20 protein-coding genes and 1 pseudogene are annotated in these 15,958 nt (G+C 66.4%); 12 read left to right on the plus strand and 9 right to left on the minus strand.

Annotation, left to right across the window (positions count from 1 at the left end; genetic code table 11):
* Both ACP7AZ_RS17150 and ACP7AZ_RS17155 read right to left on the minus strand, forming a co-directional pair.
* Positions 1 to 373 (minus strand): sigma 54-interacting transcriptional regulator (locus ACP7AZ_RS17150; protein WP_426039869.1); only part of this gene is annotated, 373 nt, incomplete at its 3' end.
* Between the two features lie 91 nt (positions 374 to 464).
* A complete protein-coding gene (locus tag ACP7AZ_RS17155) occupies positions 465 to 749 on the minus strand; it encodes a hypothetical protein (protein WP_426039870.1) in 285 nt (94 codons plus the stop codon).
* A 13-nt stretch (positions 750 to 762) separates the two neighbouring features.
* Here ACP7AZ_RS17155 and ACP7AZ_RS17160 point away from each other — a divergent pair, with 13 nt between their 5' ends.
* The 4 genes and pseudogenes from ACP7AZ_RS17160 to ACP7AZ_RS17175 form a co-directional block, all read left to right on the plus strand.
* On the plus strand, positions 763 to 1,287 hold the full coding sequence (locus tag ACP7AZ_RS17160; RefSeq protein WP_426039871.1) for an IS6 family transposase: 525 nt from the start codon (positions 763 to 765) through the stop codon (positions 1,285 to 1,287).
* Positions 1,288 to 1,438: 151 nt separating this feature from the next.
* Positions 1,439 to 2,854, plus strand: coding sequence for a glucuronate isomerase (uxaC, locus tag ACP7AZ_RS17165; RefSeq protein WP_426039888.1), 1,416 nt, complete (start codon positions 1,439 to 1,441; stop codon positions 2,852 to 2,854).
* 92 nt (positions 2,855 to 2,946) lie between these two features.
* The gene (locus ACP7AZ_RS17170; RefSeq protein ID WP_426039872.1) at positions 2,947 to 4,335 is read left to right on the plus strand and encodes a mannitol dehydrogenase family protein; all 1,389 of its coding nucleotides are present in this window, start codon (positions 2,947 to 2,949) and stop codon (positions 4,333 to 4,335) included.
* A 49-nt stretch (positions 4,336 to 4,384) separates the two neighbouring features.
* A pseudogene (locus ACP7AZ_RS17175) lies at positions 4,385 to 4,840 on the plus strand (IS6 family transposase); the annotation flags it as partial.
* A gap of 73 nt (positions 4,841 to 4,913) precedes the next feature.
* On the opposite strand, the gene glp reads toward ACP7AZ_RS17175, so the two are convergent.
* The 6 genes from glp to moaA are packed head-to-tail and all read right to left on the minus strand — an operon-like array spanning position 4,914 to position 8,910.
* Entirely contained in the window at positions 4,914 to 6,128 is a 1,215-nt protein-coding gene (glp, locus tag ACP7AZ_RS17180; RefSeq protein ID WP_426039873.1) for a gephyrin-like molybdotransferase Glp, read from the minus strand.
* Positions 6,125 to 6,613, minus strand: coding sequence for a cyclic pyranopterin monophosphate synthase MoaC (gene moaC / locus ACP7AZ_RS17185; protein WP_426039874.1), 489 nt, complete (start codon positions 6,611 to 6,613; stop codon positions 6,125 to 6,127). Before moaC ends, glp begins: the two co-directional genes overlap by 4 nt.
* On the minus strand, positions 6,613 to 7,182 hold the full coding sequence (moaB, locus tag ACP7AZ_RS17190; RefSeq protein WP_426039875.1) for a molybdenum cofactor biosynthesis protein B: 570 nt from the start codon (positions 7,180 to 7,182) through the stop codon (positions 6,613 to 6,615). Before moaB ends, moaC begins: the two co-directional genes overlap by 1 nt.
* Complete coding sequence (locus ACP7AZ_RS17195) at positions 7,179 to 7,643, minus strand: molybdenum cofactor biosynthesis protein MoaE (protein ID WP_426039876.1); 465 nt, start codon at positions 7,641 to 7,643, stop codon at positions 7,179 to 7,181. The genes moaB and ACP7AZ_RS17195 overlap by 4 nt, the downstream gene beginning before the upstream one ends.
* 2 nt (positions 7,644 to 7,645) lie before the next feature.
* Complete coding sequence (locus ACP7AZ_RS17200; RefSeq protein ID WP_426039877.1) at positions 7,646 to 7,882, minus strand: MoaD/ThiS family protein; 237 nt, start codon at positions 7,880 to 7,882, stop codon at positions 7,646 to 7,648.
* Positions 7,883 to 7,884: 2 nt separating this feature from the next.
* A complete protein-coding gene (gene moaA / locus ACP7AZ_RS17205) occupies positions 7,885 to 8,910 on the minus strand; it encodes a GTP 3',8-cyclase MoaA (RefSeq protein ID WP_426039878.1) in 1,026 nt (341 codons plus the stop codon).
* Positions 8,911 to 8,980: 70 nt separating this feature from the next.
* Between moaA and modA the strand changes: the two genes are divergently transcribed.
* The 6 genes from modA (at position 8,981) to ACP7AZ_RS17235 (ending at position 13,204) form a co-directional block, all read left to right on the plus strand.
* Complete coding sequence (gene modA / locus ACP7AZ_RS17210; protein ID WP_426039879.1) at positions 8,981 to 9,694, plus strand: molybdate ABC transporter substrate-binding protein; 714 nt, start codon at positions 8,981 to 8,983, stop codon at positions 9,692 to 9,694.
* Positions 9,691 to 10,038, plus strand: a complete 348-nt coding sequence (locus ACP7AZ_RS17215; protein ID WP_426039880.1) for a winged helix-turn-helix domain-containing protein — start codon at positions 9,691 to 9,693, stop codon at positions 10,036 to 10,038. Before modA ends, ACP7AZ_RS17215 begins: the two co-directional genes overlap by 4 nt.
* A complete protein-coding gene (gene modB, locus ACP7AZ_RS17220; RefSeq protein ID WP_426039881.1) occupies positions 10,031 to 10,738 on the plus strand; it encodes a molybdate ABC transporter permease subunit in 708 nt (235 codons plus the stop codon). The genes ACP7AZ_RS17215 and modB overlap by 8 nt, the downstream gene beginning before the upstream one ends.
* Positions 10,735 to 11,391, plus strand: a complete 657-nt coding sequence (locus ACP7AZ_RS17225) for an ATP-binding cassette domain-containing protein (RefSeq protein WP_426039882.1) — start codon at positions 10,735 to 10,737, stop codon at positions 11,389 to 11,391. The genes modB and ACP7AZ_RS17225 overlap by 4 nt, the downstream gene beginning before the upstream one ends.
* A gap of 254 nt (positions 11,392 to 11,645) precedes the next feature.
* Positions 11,646 to 12,437: a cytochrome b/b6 domain-containing protein gene (locus ACP7AZ_RS17230; protein ID WP_426039883.1), complete on the plus strand. Its 792-nt coding sequence runs from the start codon at positions 11,646 to 11,648 to the stop codon at positions 12,435 to 12,437.
* Positions 12,434 to 13,204: a molybdopterin-binding protein gene (locus ACP7AZ_RS17235; protein WP_426039884.1), complete on the plus strand. Its 771-nt coding sequence runs from the start codon at positions 12,434 to 12,436 to the stop codon at positions 13,202 to 13,204. The genes ACP7AZ_RS17230 and ACP7AZ_RS17235 overlap by 4 nt, the downstream gene beginning before the upstream one ends.
* Positions 13,205 to 13,371: 167 nt before the next feature.
* Here ACP7AZ_RS17235 and ACP7AZ_RS17240 read toward each other — a convergent pair whose 3' ends face one another.
* Positions 13,372 to 13,986, minus strand: a complete 615-nt coding sequence (locus ACP7AZ_RS17240) for a TetR/AcrR family transcriptional regulator (protein ID WP_426039885.1) — start codon at positions 13,984 to 13,986, stop codon at positions 13,372 to 13,374.
* 120 nt (positions 13,987 to 14,106) lie between these two features.
* On the opposite strand from ACP7AZ_RS17240, the gene ACP7AZ_RS17245 reads away from it, so the two are divergent.
* Complete coding sequence (locus ACP7AZ_RS17245) at positions 14,107 to 15,612, plus strand: flavin-containing monooxygenase (protein WP_426039886.1); 1,506 nt, start codon at positions 14,107 to 14,109, stop codon at positions 15,610 to 15,612.
* 25 nt (positions 15,613 to 15,637) lie between these two features.
* Positions 15,638 to 15,886: an SDR family NAD(P)-dependent oxidoreductase gene (locus ACP7AZ_RS17250; RefSeq protein ID WP_426039887.1), complete on the plus strand. Its 249-nt coding sequence runs from the start codon at positions 15,638 to 15,640 to the stop codon at positions 15,884 to 15,886.
* Positions 15,887 to 15,958: the final 72 nt, after the last annotated feature.

Consider the following 15,958-nt stretch of genomic DNA (forward strand, 5'->3'; position numbering starts at 1 on the left):
GTGCGTCGATATCCAGAGCGACCCGATCGGCGAAATGCGCCAGCTCCCGCACATTGCCCGGCCAGTCATGCTCAATCAGGGTGCGCCGGACGGCGGTGCTCATCGGCGGAGGCGTCCGCCCGCGATCGCCGGAGGCCCGCGCCAGGAAATGCGAGAACAAAAGCGCCACGTCCTCGCGCCGCTCCCGCAGCGGCGGCACCCGCAGCTTCAGAACATTGAGACGGTAGTACAGATCCTCGCGGAACTCACCGCGCTCGACCGCGCGCTTCAGGTCCGACTTGCACGAGGCAAGAATCCGCAGGTCCAGCTGGCGCGCCCCTGACGCGCCCAGAGGCTGGATCTCACGTTGTTCCACGACACGAAGAAGGGGCACCTGCGCCGACGGTGATCTGGGCGGACAGCGCCCCGGCGACGAGCGGGGGTCAGGCGGGAGTAGACCGCCTCGCTGACCTGACTGAGCAAATTCAAGCCGAGGCGGCCTCATAGCTGAGCTTGAAGGCATCGCGGAGCGCCGAGACCCGCCGGTTGTCGAAGTCTGCGCCGCGGCACGCGAAGGCGATCTGTCGGGTCGGGGCGTTCTTGCCGAGTGATATCTGGCGCACGGGATAGGCGTCGACCATGGCGCCCCGCGCCTGCGGGATGATCGAAACGCCGAGGCCGGACGAAACCATGGCGAGGACCGCCTCGATGGGCTCCAGCTCGGAGCGCGGGATCGAGGTCAGTCGCGAGGCGATCCGCTGCCGGGTCATCAAGTTCGGACCATTGAACGCGGCCAACCTGAGCCGACGCCGCGGTCCACCAACGGGTCGCTGGCACCTCGGTGAGGTCGTCGTGAAGATCGGTGGCCGGCGGATGTATCTGTGGCGGGCAGTGGATGACGAAGGCGAGGTGCTCGACGTTCTGGGGCAGAAGCGCCGGGACAAGCAGGCCACCTTGACGTTCCTGCGCCGACTGCTCCGCAACACCGGGATCGATCCGGAGTCCATCGTCACGGATAAGCGGGCTTCAGACCGGGCGGCGATGAAGGTGCTTGGTCTCCAGGCCCGCCACCGTCCTGGCGGGATGCGGGAGAACAATCCCGCCGAGAACTCTCACCTCGTGATCCGACGACGAGAACGCAAACAGCAGAAGTTCAAGTCGCAAGGCTCAGCCCAGCGTTTCCTCTCCCGCCACAGTCCTATCTACAACGCATTCAATCAGCCGACCCACCTGATCTCCCGAGCCATCCTTCGTACCCTGCGAGGGCAGTCAACCGACGCCTGGGCGACGGCGACCCCGGCTGGCTGAAGCGGGAAGGAGAGAGGCGTTTTCGGCTCGGCAGACTTAACCTGTCAGTACCACGCTGCGCTCTTGCAAGTCGTGGTAACCGGTGTCTTCTTCCCCCGTCCGCGACCGCAGGCGGATACTGCCTGCCATGTCACTGCTGCGAGGCCCCGTCGTGATCAAGCCGCTTCACCTCCACCCCGACCGGCTGTTTCCATCGGACGCTGATACGCGCGCGGTCGCTCGCAGGCTGCACGCGGAAATCCGGGACCTGCCGATCATCAGCCCGCATGGCCATACGGATCCATCGTGGTTCGCCGGCGATGCGCCCTTCGCCAACCCCGCCGAGCTGCTGATCACCCCGGACCACTATGTCTTTCGCATGCTCTTCAGCCAGGGCGTGCCGATGGAGGATCTGGGCGTGCCATGCGTCGACGGCGGCACCATAGAGACGGACCCGCGCAAGATCTGGCGGCGGTTCGCCGAGCGGTACCACCTGTTCCACGGCACCCCGTCCCGTATCTGGCACGACTGGGTCTATGCCGAGGTTTTCGGCATCGAGGTTCGGCTCTCCACCGAGACGGCGGACCACTATTACGACGTCATCGACGCCGCGCTGAAGACCGAACTGTTCCGTCCGCGCGCGTTGTTCGAGCGTCACAATATCGAGGTTCTGACGACGACCGAGAGCCCGATCGATACCCTCGAACACCATCAGGCGATCCGTGCCTCCGGCTGGAGGGGTCGGGTGCTGACCGCGTTCCGGCCTGACCCGGTGCTCGATCCGGACTACGAGGGCTTTCATGCCAACCTCGCAGTCCTGGCCGATCTGACCCGGCGCGACACCCTGAGCTGGTCCGGTTATCTCGACGCGCTGCGCGACCGGCGGGCGGTCTTCGCCGCGTTAGGCGCGACCTCGACAGATCACGGGCACCCGACAGCTTTCACTGCAGACCTGCCCGCCGTCGAGGCAGAAGCCCTGTTCAAACGGGTCTCGACCGGTCCGGCGACTGCGAGCGATGCCGAGCTGTTCCGAGGCCAGATGCTGACCGAGATGGCGGCGATGAGCGTGGACGATGGCCTCGTCATGCAGCTGCACCCCGGCAGTTTCCGTAACCACAACGCCGCCGTGTTCCGGCATTTCGGCCGCGACAAGGGGGCGGACATTCCAACGCGTACCGATTACGTCCGCGCGCTGAAGCCTCTGCTCGATCGCTTCGGCTCGGACCCGCGGCTGTCGCTCATCCTCTTCACCCTGGACGAGACGACCTACAGCCGCGAGTTGGCCCCCCTGGCGGGTCACTATCCGGCGCTGAAACTCGGGCCCAGCTGGTGGTTCCACGATAGTCCGGAAGGCATGCGTCGGTTCCGCGAACAGGTCACCGAGACTGCCGGCTTCTACAACACTGTCGGCTTCAACGACGACACCCGTGCCTTCCTGTCCATTCCTGCCCGGCACGACGTCGCGCGGCGGATGGACTGCGGTTTCATGGCCAGGCTGGTGGTCGAGCACCGGCTCGAGGAGGACGAGGCTCATGACCTCGCGCGGGCGCTGACCTATGATCTTGTGAAGGCGGCCTACAAGCTATGAGAGGGCCGCGGCTCGGTTACCGGGCGCTGGCGGCGCTGCCTGCGCAGGTGGCGGTTCCGGGATATGACCGAAGCCAGGTTCGGACCGGCGTAGTGCATCTGGGCATCGGCGCCTTCCACCGGGCGCATCAGGCCGTCGTTTTCGACGATGCCCTGAATGCAGGCGACCTGCGTTGGGGCGTGATTGGCGCCTCGCTGCGATCGCCGGACGTGCGCGATCAGCTGGTGCCGCAGGAGGGTCTCTACACCGTTGTGATCGAGGACGGGACCCAAAGGTCTCTACGGATCGTCGGCGCCGTTCAGGATGTTCGCGTCGCCGCCGACGATCCCGCTTCGCTTGTGGAGGTCATGGCGTCGCCCGAGGTTCACATTGTCACCCTGACAGTGACCGAGAAGGGCTATTGCCTGGATCCGGCATCCGGAAGCCTGAAGCTGGACGACCCGGCCATCGCCGCCGATCTGTCAGATCTGTCGACGCCCGTCACCGCGCCTGGCTTCGTGACTGCCGCGCTGCGTCTGCGCCGCCGGCGGGGCTTGGCGCCCTTCACGGTGATCTCGTGCGACAACCTTCCGCACAACGGCGCACGCATCCGCTCGGCTGTGCTCGAGATGGCGGGGCGGATCGATCCTGAACTCCATGACTGGATCGCGGCCGAGGGGGCCTTCCCCCAGACCATGATCGACCGGATCGTACCGGCCACGACACGCGCCGACATCGAGGAGCTGAGCGTCGAACTGGGCGTCGTCGACCTCGGCATGGTCAAGACCGAGCCCTTCACTCAATGGATCATTGAGGATCGCTTCGCCGGAGAGCGGCCAGACTTCGCCCGGTTCAGGGTGCAGTTGACGGAGACCGTCGGCCCCTGGGAGGACACAAAGCTGCGTCTGCTGAACGGGGCGCACTCCTCCCTCGCATACCTCGGTGCGCTCGCCGGACTGGACTACGTGCATCAGACGGTTGCCGTGCCCATCCTGAAAGCCTTCGTAGAGCGCCTATGGGACGAGGCCGAGACTACGCTCGAGCCGCCACCCGATCTCGATATCGCGAAATATCGGGCCGAGCTGATGGCGCGGTTCTCGAACGCGGCCCTGCGTCATCGAACCCATCAGATCGCCATGGATGGGTCCCAGAAGTTGCCGCAGCGACTTCTTGCGACCGCCGCGGCGCGCCTTTCGGCCGGTCGGCCCATTCCCGCTCTCGCCCTGGCCATCGCGGCTTGGATGCGGTGGCAGGAGGGTCGCACGGAGGTGGGCGACGTCGTCGTTGTCGAGGACCCCCTGGCGACCGAGACGGCACGCCGTCTTGCCGGCGCGACTGATGACCGTGACAGGGTCGCCGCCCTGCTGGATCTGCAGGCGGTATTTCCGCCCTCGCTGTCCGCCGACCCCAGGTTTCGCAAAGCTGTCCTCCAGGCGTTTCTCGACCTACGTAGTCTCGGAGCCGTCGGAGCCGCGGCCTTGCCGATCGAGGAGCCTGCATGACGGTGCTGTCACCTTAAAGCGAATTTGTCTCCACAGAACGCAGCGTAAGCCGGAGATCGCGAGGCGGCTGAAGCGCCGTCAGCCAACTCCCTCGCCGCGCTGGTGCCTGGACGCGATGGTCTGCAACATCGGCGGCAAGCGGGTGTATCTTTGGGGGGCTGTCGATGACGACGGCGAGGTCCTCGACCTCGTGGTCCAGCGCCGGCGGGATACAGAGGCGTCGCTGACGCTGCTGAGGCGTCTCCTTCACAACCAGCCGATCGACCTGCGGACGATCACAACCGACGGCCTCGCCTCATACGGCGCGGCTCTGGATCAGTTGGATCTGAGTCATCTGCATCGACCCGGTCGGCTTCGGGAGAACAATCGGATCGAGAACTCCCACCTGCCGATCCGAAGACGAGCACGGCAGCAGCAGCAGCGGTTCAAATCCAAGGCCTCAGCCCAGAGAGCGCTCACCACCCACGCGGCGACCTACACGACCTTCAATATCCAGCGTCATCTGAGATGCGGCGACCATCTGGGCGGCCGCGGTTGCCTGATTTCGGCAGGGCAGGGCGGCTTTCGACTTGCCGCGGCTAACCTGACAAGCCCCTCCATGAGCCTAGGGTCAGGACCAGTGTCGGATCGTCCGTCGCCAAAGCAGGCGCATGCGGCGGTCGCCGGAGCAGACAGTCTGCTGCGGCCATTGCCCTCACCATCGATGAGTCCTGATCGGACAGCGCCTCGACCTTGGGCTGGCCTTCAGGGTCGTGGACGACGCGGGCGCGCATGTAGTGGTCCCGAGGCCCATTCGCGGGCATCGGCGCGGCGACTGGCAGGATTTGAAACGCCGGTTCCGATGCCCCGCCCTGAAGGGCCGCCAGAAGCGGCGTGAGAAACAGTTCCGCACAGACCAGAGCCGACACCGGATTGCCCGGCAGGCCCAGAATGGCCCGGCCGTCCGGCAGGGTGGCGAACCAGACCGGCTTGCCCGGGCGCATGGAGCAGCCCTCGACCAGAAGTATCGCCCCCCTTGATCGGGCGGCTGGCTTCAGCAGGTCGTGATCGCCGACCGAGGCCCCGCCGATGGTGACGATCAGGTCCGCTTCGGTTGTCGCCAGCGTCTCGGCGATCCCCGCGAGCGTGTCTCCCACGAGGGGCAGGCGGCGGACCTCCGCCCCCGCGCGCCGGGCGACAAGGGCCACGCCCGGACCCGCCGCGTCGTTGATCTGGTGCGGTCCGGGAGCGCTGCCGGGTTCCACCACCTCGTCGCCACAGGCCAGTATGGCCACGCTGGGACGGCGCGCGCAGGTCAGGTCGGGCCGACCGGCTGAGGCGGCCAACGCGACCCGCCAGGGGTTGAGCGTCTGGCCCGCCTGCAGCAACTCGGCTCCCGCAGCATAGTCGGATCCGCGCGGGCGCACCCAGACCGGTGAGTCCGGCGCGCTCTGGACCGTCAGACGGTCGCCGTCCCGGGTCGCTTCTTCCTGGATCACCACACGGTCCGCGCCGGGCGGCAGCGGTGCACCGGTGAAGATGCGGACGGCCTCGCCTGGACCCAACGGCATGGCCCGGCCCCGTCCGGCGAGGCTCTCCCCGACAATAGTCAGCGACGCGATGCCGAGGTCCGCTGTCCGTACCGCCCAGCCGTCCATAGCCGAGGCGTCGAAGGGGGGCTGATCACGCGTCGCAGTCACCGGTTCGGCCAGCCAGCGGCCGTCGGCCTCGATCAGCGGCACCTGCTCTGGAGGCAGCGCCCTGACCGACGCCAGCATGGCCGCCCGGGCGGCTGCAACCGTGGGAAGGCTCATGCCTGGGTCCAGTCGCCGGATGTGCCGCCGGACTTGGCTACCAGCCGGACCGTCTCAATCGTCATGCCGCGATCGACGGCCTTGAGCATGTCGTACACCGTGAGCAAGGCTACCGTCGCGGCCGTCAGGGCCTCCATCTCGACCCCCGTGCGCCCGGTCGTGCGGGTGGTGGCCGAGACCGACAGGCCCGATCCGTCTGGACTGGCCTCGACCGTCACAATGACGGCGTCCAGCGACAAAGGATGGCACAGGGGGATCAGGTCGGCGGTTCGTTTGGCCCCCATGACGCCCGCGATCTCAGCAACCGCGCGCACGTCACCCTTTTTTGCGGCTCCCGACAGGGCCAGCGCCAGGGTGGCGGGCTCCATGATGATCCGGCCCTCGGCCCGCGCCTCGCGGGCGGTCAAGGCCTTGGCCGATACGTCGACCATGCGGGCGCGGCCGTCGGCGTCGATATGGGTGAGGCCTGTCGTATCGCCAGCCATCAGACCTCCAGCAGCCGGGGCATCAGTTCGACCAGGTTGCAGGGGCGGTGGCGGCTGTCGAGCTGCCAGCGGATGACCTTGTCCCACCCGTCGCGCACGGCCCCGTTGGAGCCGGGCAGGCAAAAGACGAAGACCCCGTCGATGATACCCGCCGTCGCGCGCGACTGCAGCGTGGACAGGCCGATGGTCTGATAGCTGACGGTGTGGAAGATCACCGAGAAGCCGTCGATCCGCTTGTCGAACAGCGGCTCCAGCGCCTCGGGTGTCACGTCGCGGCCGGTCAGGCCGGTGCCGCCGGTGGTCAGGATCGCGTCGACGGTCCCTGCCGAGATCCAGCGCCTGACCTGAGCCCGGATGGCGTCCACGGCGTCGGGGACGATGGCTCTTTCGACGCAGACATGGCCAGCCCCCTCGATCCGTGCCGCCAGGATCGCGCCGGAGGTGTCGCTGTCGTGATCGCGGGTGTCCGAAATGGTCAGGACGGCGATGCGCACCGGCGTCACGCCCTGATCGAGCAGCAGCCGGCCGCCGGGCGCGGGCAGAGTGTCAGAAGACTGGGGGTCGGTCATTCGGCAGGCTCCAGTTCGGTCCATCGGGCAGCGTCGGCGCGGTCTGACGGGCGAGGCTCGATCCAGCGACGGCCGTCCGGGCCGTCCTCGCGCTTCCACAGGGGCGCACGGGTTTTGAGCTGGTCCATCAGAAAGTCGGCCGCCTCGAAGGCGGCGCGACGATGCGCGGCCGCCACGGCGACGAAGACAATGGGCTGGCCCACCCCGACATCGCCCCACCGGTGGACCGCCAGCACGTCGATGATATCGAAGCGCGCGCGGGTCTCCGTCTCCAGTTCGGTCATGACCGCCTCCGTAAAGCCGGGCCATGCGTCGAGGGTCAGGGTCGTCACCGGCTGGCCCTCTGTGGCCGCCCGACACAGGCCCGTGAAACTGACTACCGCCCCTACGTTCGTACGGTCGCGGCAGAAGCCGTCAAGCAACGCTGCAGGATCAATCGGCCGGGCCTCCAGTCGGACCATGCTCAGCCCCCGCTGACCAGAGGGGCAAAGGCCACCTCGTCGTCGGTTTCGACAGGATGATCGCCGCGCACCACCACCTGGTTCAGCACCGTCATCACGCCCGGGCGAGCCAGCCGCTCCGCCAGCCGCTCGTCTCCGGCCAGATGACGGCGCAGGGCCTCGATCGTGTCGCCTTCGATGTGTCGCTCGCGCCACCCGGCGGCATCGGCCAAGGCCCCGAACAGAAGGACACGCGCCACGCTCAGCCTCCCGTCACGGACATGGACCGACGCACGGCGGGGGCCTCGTCCAGACCGATTCGGAAGTCGTGCGCTTTCGGCTTCCTGGCAACAGCGGCGCGGATGGCCTCGGCCACCGGCCCGTCGTCCGTATGAGCGCGCAGGGTTTCGCGCAGTTCGGCGTGGTCGTCCTGACCGAGGCAAAGGAACAGCGTCCCGGTGCACGTCACCCGCACCCGGTTACAGTCGCCGCAAAACGTCTGCGTCAGGGGCGTGATGAATCCCACGGTCCCGCCGGTCTGTTCGACGCGGGCGTAACGGGCTGGTCCGCCGGTACGCCGGACCAGCGGCGTCAGGGTCCAGCGAGTCTCAAGGTCTTGGCGCACGTCGCTCAGCGACAAGAACTGGCCCGTCCGGTCGGCCTCGATCTCGCCCAGCGGCATGGTCTCGATCAGGGTGATTTCCATACCCAGACCGTGCGCCCATTCGATCATCGCCGGCAGATCGGTGCAGTTGTCCTGTCTTAGCGCGACGGTGTTGATCTTGATTGCGATCCCGGCGGCGCGGGCCGCCGCCAGCCCTTCAAGTACCTGCGTCAGGTCCCCGCCGCGGGTGACCCGCCGATAGGAGGCAGGGTCGAGGGTATCCAGCGAGACATTGATCCTGCGCACCCCGTGGCCCGCCAGAGCATCGGCGTGTTCGGCCAGACGCGTGCCATTCGTGGTCAGGGTCAGCTCGTCCAGCGCCCCCGAAGCCAGATGCCGCGAAAGGCGCGCGACAAGATCGATGAACCCCTTCCGCACCAGAGGTTCCCCGCCGGTCAGACGCAGCCTGCGGGTGCCGAGGCCGACGAAGACCGAGCACAGCCGGTCCAGCTCCTCGAGGCTCAGCAGTTCGGCGCGCGGCAGAAAAGTTTGCCGCTCCGCCATGCAATAGGTGCAGCGCAGGTCGCACCGATCGGTGACCGAGACACGGACATAGTCGATCGTCCGGCCGAACGGGTCGACCATCGGCGTTGCGACGCGGCTGGACGCGGGCAGGACCGTCATGCTCATATCAGCATAACGAAGCCTACGGCGGAGCAAAGTCATTTCTGGACCGATGATCGGGCGGCGCGGCATGCTGGCCATCACGATGGCCCTCGTTTCCGGCTGTCGCCCCGCGGCGCCTGCGCCGCTCACCCTGTTCGCGGCAGCCTCGCTGACCGACGCTGTGACCGAACTGGCTGCGAAGTTTCAGGCTGAGGGGAGGGGGGCCTTGCGGACCGTGTTCGCCGGCAGCGGAGAGCTGGCGCGTCAGCTGCTGGCGGGAGCGCCCGCCGACCTTGTGGTTCTGGCCGATGACCTTTGGATGGGCCGACTGGCGCGGGAGGGGGCGATCCGGGCCGACAGCCAGGTGACCCTGCTGACCAACAGTCTGGTCGTCATCGCGCCGTCCGATCGCCCGGTCGCGTCCTTCACCTGGAACGGACGGGTCGCTATAGGTGATCCGGAGAGCGTGCCCGCGGGGCGCTATGCCCGCGAGATGCTCCAGCGGTCAGGTGCCTGGGACGCCGTGTCGGCCAATCTGATCCTCGCGGGGGACGTCAGGGCCGTGCGCGCGTTCGTGGCCCGGGGCGACGTCGACCTGGGGATCGTCTATCGCAGCGACACGCTGGGTTTCGATGCCGCGCGCGTCGTCAACGTGCCTGTGGCGGCGCTTCAGCCCGACATCGCCTATCCGGCCGCCCTGACGGCAACCGCGGCTAGAGAGGCCGGGACCTTGATGGCTTTTCTTCGGTCGGAGGCGGCGCGAGTGGTGTTCACCCGCCACGGATTCGGACCGGGACGATGACGTCGACGCGGCTGTGGTTTCAGATCCGGATCGGCGAGGGCCGGCTGGGTCCCGGCAAGGCGGAGCTTCTGGCCCATGTCCGCGACTCGGGCTCGCTCAGCGAGGCCGCGCGGCGGATGGGAATGTCCTATCGCCGGGCATGGACCCTGATGGAGGCGATCAACGGTTTGACCGGGAGACCGGCTTTAGTGACCGTGCGGGGCGGGGCCCGGGGCGGCGGATCGCGGCTCACCGAGCACGGCGAAATCTTGCTGGCCGCCTATGAGACGCTTCGTGCCGAGCTGGAGACGGCGGCGGCGCCGACCCTTGCGCGGTTGGCGGCGCTGGACGGCGCCGATGGGTGACCTGTTCGGGCCTTTGACCGCGTTCGAAATCGAGGCGCTGGCGCTGTCGTTGAGGGTCGGAGCGGTGGCCACGATCGCGACCCTGCCGGTCGCGACGGGGCTGGCGCTGCTGCTGGCGCGGGGGACGTTTCCCGGCCGGTGGATGGTGGAGGCGCTGGTCAACCTGCCGCTGGTGTTGCCGCCGGTGGTCACCGGGTTGGGGCTGCTGCTGCTGTTCGGGGCGCGCGGACCGGTCGGCCGCTGGCTGTCGGAGACCTTCGGGATCAGCCTGTCGTTCAGCTGGACCGGGGCGGCGCTGGCGGCGGCTGTCATGGCCCTGCCGCTGATGGTGCGCCCCATCCGGCAGGCGATTGAGGGCATCGACCGGGGCGTGGAACAGGCTGCGGCGACGCTGGGGGCCCCGCCCCACTGGGTGCTGGCTACGGTCACCCTGCCGCTGGCACTGCCGGGGCTGATCGCGGGTGGACTGCTGGGTTTCGCGCGCGCGTTCGGAGAGTTTGGGGCCACGGTCACCTTCGTCGGGGCCATCCCCGGCGAGACGCGCACCCTCCCGGTCGCCATCTATGCCGCGCTACAGCGGGTGGATGGCGAGACGACGGCATTGCGGCTGGCGCTGCTGTCGGTCGTCGTCTGTGTGGCCGCCCTGCTGGCGACGGAATGGGTCAATCGTCGATTGTTGCGACGGAGCGCGGTGCTTTGACCATACGGTGCGAGATCGTCGCGTCGCGGGGCGATTTTCGCATCGAGGCGCGATTCGCTAGCGCCGCGCGGATCGTGGCGGTGGAAGGCGCGTCAGGGGCCGGAAAGACTACCCTGTTGCACGCCATCGCCGGACTGATTCCGGTCGAGACCGGGCGGTTTGTGGTCGACGGCGAGACCATTCTGGACGCCGCATCCGGCCAGATTCCGGCTCCCCATCGGCGCAGGATCGGTTACGTGTTTCAGGACGCACGCCTGTTTCCGCATCTGACCGTGGCGGACAATATCGACTACGGGCGGCGCTTTGCCGGGCGTCCGATCGAGATCGCTCCGATCCTGCATCTGCTGGGGCTCGAACCGCTTCTGGGGCGATGGACCCGCAACCTGTCAGGCGGAGAGGTGCGGCGGGTGGCGATCGCCCGGGCCCTTGCGTCGGATCCGCGTCTGCTGCTGCTGGACGAGCCGTTCGCGGGTCTTGACGGGCCCCGGCGGGACGAACTGATCCCCTGGCTGGCCGCCCTGCGCGACGAGACGGCGCTTCCCATGCTGCTGGTCTCGCACGACCCGCGTGACGCCGACCGCCTGGCGGATGACCGAGTCGTGATGGTCGACGGCCGAATCGAGCGGCCGCTCAATCCAGGCCGCCTTCGGTAGCGACAAAGGGCCTGCTCTCCGCCGGTGCGCTGGCGGCCAGTTGGTCCCCGACCAGATGCCCCCGGCTGAGGACAGGCCGTGACCGATGATCGGCGCCACCTTTGCCGCCTGAAGTGGCGGCGCATCATCTTCAAATCTGCCCGATCAGGCGACCGTGTAACTTTTCTGGTCGCAGAATCGAAACCGCCGGAAACGGCGGTTTGCGCGCCGGACGGGTTCATGAGACCGTCCGCCGGCCGTCGGGGGAGAACTGTATGACTGATCGTCCGTTCGATGAGGTCGGGGTCGAGGCCCCCGCCACGACAAGCCAGGAGCCTGCCGACCGGCCCCTGCCCGGCGGACGCACCGACATCTGGCGCCATCCCGTGCTGGTCCGGATCAGCCACTGGCTGAACGTCGTGGCCGTCGTCGTGCTGCTCATGAGCGGGCTGAACATCCTGATGGCCCATCCGCATCTAGACTGGGGCATTCGGACCACCTTCGCCGATCCGTGGCTGACGATCCCGACGGTTCCGAACTGGCTGATGATCCCGCAGGGCCGCAACCTGGCCGAAGCGCGACACTGGCATTTCTTCTTCGCCTGGCTGTTCGTCATCAACGGCCTGATCTACCTCGCCTACGGCTTCATCACCCGCCGGTTCGGGCGGCGGCTCTGGCCGACCGGTATGGACCTGAAGGGTTTCTGGCGCTCCGTGAAGGAACACGCCCGGTTTCACTTCCCGAAGGATGAGGAAGCGCGGACCTATAACGTCATCCAGAAGCTGACCTATGTGACGATGATCCTTGTGATCCTCCCCATGATGCTGATCACGGGTCTGTCGATGTCGCCAGGCTTCAACGCGATCGGCGGCATCCTGCTGGAGATCATGGGCGGGCGGCAGTCTGCGCGGACGCTGCATTTCATCTCGGCAGGATTGATCGTGGGCTTCATCGTCATCCACGTCGGGCTGGTGATCTGGACCGGGTTCTACAACAACATGCGGGCGATGATCACAGGCTGGTTCGTGCTCGAGCCGACCGCTCCCGCTGATGGAGAAACGAAATGAGCGCGTCGGCGATGAACCGTCGGACCTGGCTTGGTCGGGCCCTGGCGACCGCAGGCGTCATGGCCCTCGCAGCCTGCGAACGCGGCGTTTCGTTCAGTGAGCGGCTTAAGGTTTCCGCCGAGGCGCTGACGCGCCGTTCCCAACGCCTGCTGATCCCACGCGAGGCCCTGGCCCCCGAGTACGACGTCGCCGAGATCAGCCCCGACTTCAAGCCAAACGGCTCTATCTCCCCGGCGGCGGCGGATTATGTGGCCCTGCGGGACGCCGGGTTCGCCGACTACCGGCTGGAGATCGACGGCCTGGTCGAACGGCCCTTGTCGCTGTCGCTGGCCGAGCTGCGAGCGCGCCCCGCACGGACCCAGATCACCAAACACGACTGTGTCGAGGGCTGGACCGCGATCGGGCAGTGGACAGGAGTGCGGCTGGAGACCCTGCTCGACGAGGCGGGGCTGAAGCCGGAGGCGAAATACGTCGTCTTCCACTGTTTCGACGCCCTGACCCAGACCGAGGAGGGGCCGCGCTATTACGAGAGCATCGACCTGGTCGATGCCCGTCACCCCCAGACCTTGCTGGCCTACGACATGAACGGTGAGGTTCTGGGCGTTCCGCACGGAGCGCCTCTGAGACTGCGGGTCGAGCGACAGTTGGGCTATAAACAGGCCAAATACATACGCCGGATCGAGGTGGTCGACAGCTTCGCAGACATCCAGGGCGGTAACGGGGGCTATTGGCCCGACCGCGGATACGAGTGGTACGCAGGGATCTGAGAAGCGCAAGAACAACGTCGGCCCATCTCCCCTGACGGTGGGCCCAGTCATCCGACGGTGCCGTTTTCTCAGAGTGGGGCCTAGGCGCAAAGCGGGCAGGGCGGGGGAGGTCTGATTCTGACAGCGCTCTTGGCCGACCTAGCAGCTGGCCGACGACCCCATCCTTTTCAGCTTCGGGCAAGGCCACGGAAACTGAACGTCTCGATGGCGTCCATCAGTTTGTCAGGTGTCAGTCCATTGATGTCCGACGTCCATCGGGCGAGCCATATGAGCATGCCCAGTAGGAGCTGGACTACGAGTTGTGGATCGCAGTTAACGATCGAGCCGTCCTTCATGCCCTCCTGAACGAACCGCTCCAGAGTGACCGTCATCCGTTTGGCGAACGACGCGATTTCCTCCTGCTGAAATGGTTCCAGGTAGGAATAGTCTCCGAAGTAAAGCTGTGGTCCGTCCCGGACCGAGTCGTCGATCAATCCCCGGATCAGGTTGCGAAGCTTCGCGACGCCCGAAACCGTTTCAGCGTCCGCCGAGGATAGGAGGGCGTCGAACCTCTCAAGAGACCGGATGTGACAAGCGTAGGCGAGAGCCTGCTTGTTCGGAAAATAATAGTAGAGCGTCGCGTCCCGCAGATCGAGGCGTGCGGCGATGTCGATCATCGTCGCCAGAGCGAACGTCTTGTCGTTGATGACTTCCGTGGCGGCCCGGATGATCTCGTCGCGCTTTTTCGCGGATTTTCGCCCTCGTGCGCTCGGCCGCTGGTTCTCGATGTCTGTCGTCTTCATTCGTCACCCGGAAACACGACGACCCTGCGGCGCGCAAGGCCGACGAGCAACACAATAGCACTACGCAGAAATTCTAGCTTGAACTAGAAAGTTGAGGATGGCATAGATTTTTAGTCTCAGGTGCAGGCTCGGAAACGTGGCCGGCCGACGGGGGCGGGGAGATCCATCATTTCAGCTTCTGTTTCCCAACCTCTCGACGTCCTGATCATCGGTGCCGGTCTTTCCGGCGTCGGAGCGGCGAGCCGTATCCGTCGCGAATTCCCGAACAAGTCGCTGGTTCTTCTAGAGGCCCGGGCGGATCTCGGAGGAACCTGGGACCTGTTCCGATATCCGGGCATACGTTGCGACACCGACATGTACACGCTCGGCTACGACTTCGAGCCGTTCCCGGGCAACAAGTCGATCGCGGGCGGCGAGGAAATCCTCAGCTACATCCGCGAGGCGGCCAGGAAGTACGGCGTCCTCGAACGCATCCGATACGATCATCGGGTCGTGTCGATCGCATGGGACAGCGCGGCGGGCCTCTGGACAGTCACCGCCCGGCTCGGCGACGGCGAAGCGCGGGTATTCCAGTGCCGTTTCCTCCACTGCTGCTCGGGGTATTTCAGCTATTCGAACGGCTACCGGCCCGAGTTCGCCGGCGAGGCTGATTTCAAGGGGACCATCGTCCACCCACAGAACTGGCCCCAGGATCTCGACTACGAGGGCAAACGCGTCGTCGTGATCGGCAGCGGAGCGACGGCTGTGACGCTGGTGCCGAACCTGGCGCGCAAGGCGGCCCATGTGACCATGTTGCAGAGGTCGCCGAGCTATGTCGTCAGCCTGCCGAGTGAGGACGCCTTCAACAAATCGGTGTCGCGATTCCTGCCGAGGCGATGGGCCTATGCCCTGACGCGCTGGAAGCAGATCGGCATGGCCATGCTGCTGCTCAACAAGTGCAAGACCGACCCCGACAAGGTTCGGGCAGCGCTGCGCCAGCATGCGGTGGATATGCTCGGCGCCGAATACCCGGTCGATACGCATTTCAAGCCCGCCTACAATCCGTTCGAACAACGCGTCTGCTTCATGCCCGACGGCGACATGTTCCGGGCTCTGCGCAAGGGCCAGGCCGAGATCGTTACTGACAAGGTCGCGCGCTTTAATTCGGGTGGCATCGAGCTCGCCAGCGGCGAGATGCTGGAGGCGGACATCATCGTCACCGCGACGGGGCTGGAGTTGCTTCCCCTGGCGGGCCTGACCCCCGTCGTCGACGGCACACCGATGCCTGTCAACGAAGCCTTCGTCTACAAGGGCATGATGCTGAGCGGGGTGCCGAACTTCGCCTTCGTCGTCGGCTACACGGCGCTGCCTTGGACGCTGAAAGCAGACATGGTCAACCGCTACGTCTGCCGCCTGATCCGCTACATGGACCGTAAGGGCTACCGGAAATGCACGCCGTCCCTCTCTGGGATCGAGATGGCGCCGACGTCGTTGATGGACATCAGCTCCGGCTATGCCGCCCGAGCCGCCGACCAGCTGCCGCGGCAGGGGGATCGGACCCCGTGGAAGCTTTACCAACACTATCTGCGCGATCGCTTCAAACTGTTCGGCGGCAAGCTGAACGATGACGCGATGTCCTTCTCGTGATCGCGTCAACGCGTCAGGCAAACCAGTGAAGAGTTTTCAGAACACGACCGCCGTCGTCACCGGCGCGGGCTCGGGCATCGGCCGCGCCATCGCGTTGCGTCTGTCGAAAGAAGGGGCCGTGGTGCACTGTGTCGATCGGAACCTGGCGAATGTCAGCGCGGTCGCAGAGGAGTGCGGGACCGGAGTGGCGCATCAGGTCGACGTCACTGACGTCGCAGCGGTGCAGGGGTGCTGTCAGTCCAACGCTAAAACGTCTCCACTTATCACGGCCTAAGCCGCTATTGGAGATGATATTTCGTGAAGCCGATTTCGTTCAAGCGCCACCGGTTTCCGGCAGATGTGATCC

This window comes from Brevundimonas sp. DC300-4, from assembly GCF_049897365.1.
Lineage (GTDB): Bacteria > Pseudomonadota > Alphaproteobacteria > Caulobacterales > Caulobacteraceae > Brevundimonas.

What these genes read in the sequence shown, in the direction of transcription:
- ACP7AZ_RS17155 (WP_426039870.1), bottom strand. Translation starts at nt 749, where the DNA reads ATGACCCGGCAGCGGATCGCCTCGCGACTGACCTCGATCCCGCGCTCC.
- glp (WP_426039873.1), bottom strand. Translation starts at nt 6,128, where the DNA reads ATGAGCCTTCCCACGGTTGCAGCCGCCCGGGCGGCCATGCTGGCGTCG.
- moaC (WP_426039874.1), bottom strand. Translation starts at nt 6,613, where the DNA reads ATGGCTGGCGATACGACAGGCCTCACCCATATCGACGCCGACGGCCGC.
- moaB (WP_426039875.1), bottom strand. Translation starts at nt 7,182, where the DNA reads ATGACCGACCCCCAGTCTTCTGACACTCTGCCCGCGCCCGGCGGCCGG.
- ACP7AZ_RS17195 (WP_426039876.1), bottom strand. Translation starts at nt 7,643, where the DNA reads ATGGTCCGACTGGAGGCCCGGCCGATTGATCCTGCAGCGTTGCTTGAC.
- moaA (WP_426039878.1), bottom strand. Translation starts at nt 8,910, where the DNA reads ATGACGGTCCTGCCCGCGTCCAGCCGCGTCGCAACGCCGATGGTCGAC.
- modA (WP_426039879.1), top strand. Translation starts at nt 8,981, where the DNA reads ATGCTGGCCATCACGATGGCCCTCGTTTCCGGCTGTCGCCCCGCGGCG.
- ACP7AZ_RS17215 (WP_426039880.1), top strand. Translation starts at nt 9,691, where the DNA reads ATGACGTCGACGCGGCTGTGGTTTCAGATCCGGATCGGCGAGGGCCGG.
- modB (WP_426039881.1), top strand. Translation starts at nt 10,031, where the DNA reads ATGGGTGACCTGTTCGGGCCTTTGACCGCGTTCGAAATCGAGGCGCTG.
- ACP7AZ_RS17230 (WP_426039883.1), top strand. Translation starts at nt 11,646, where the DNA reads ATGACTGATCGTCCGTTCGATGAGGTCGGGGTCGAGGCCCCCGCCACG.
- ACP7AZ_RS17235 (WP_426039884.1), top strand. Translation starts at nt 12,434, where the DNA reads ATGAGCGCGTCGGCGATGAACCGTCGGACCTGGCTTGGTCGGGCCCTG.
- ACP7AZ_RS17240 (WP_426039885.1), bottom strand. Translation starts at nt 13,986, where the DNA reads ATGAAGACGACAGACATCGAGAACCAGCGGCCGAGCGCACGAGGGCGA.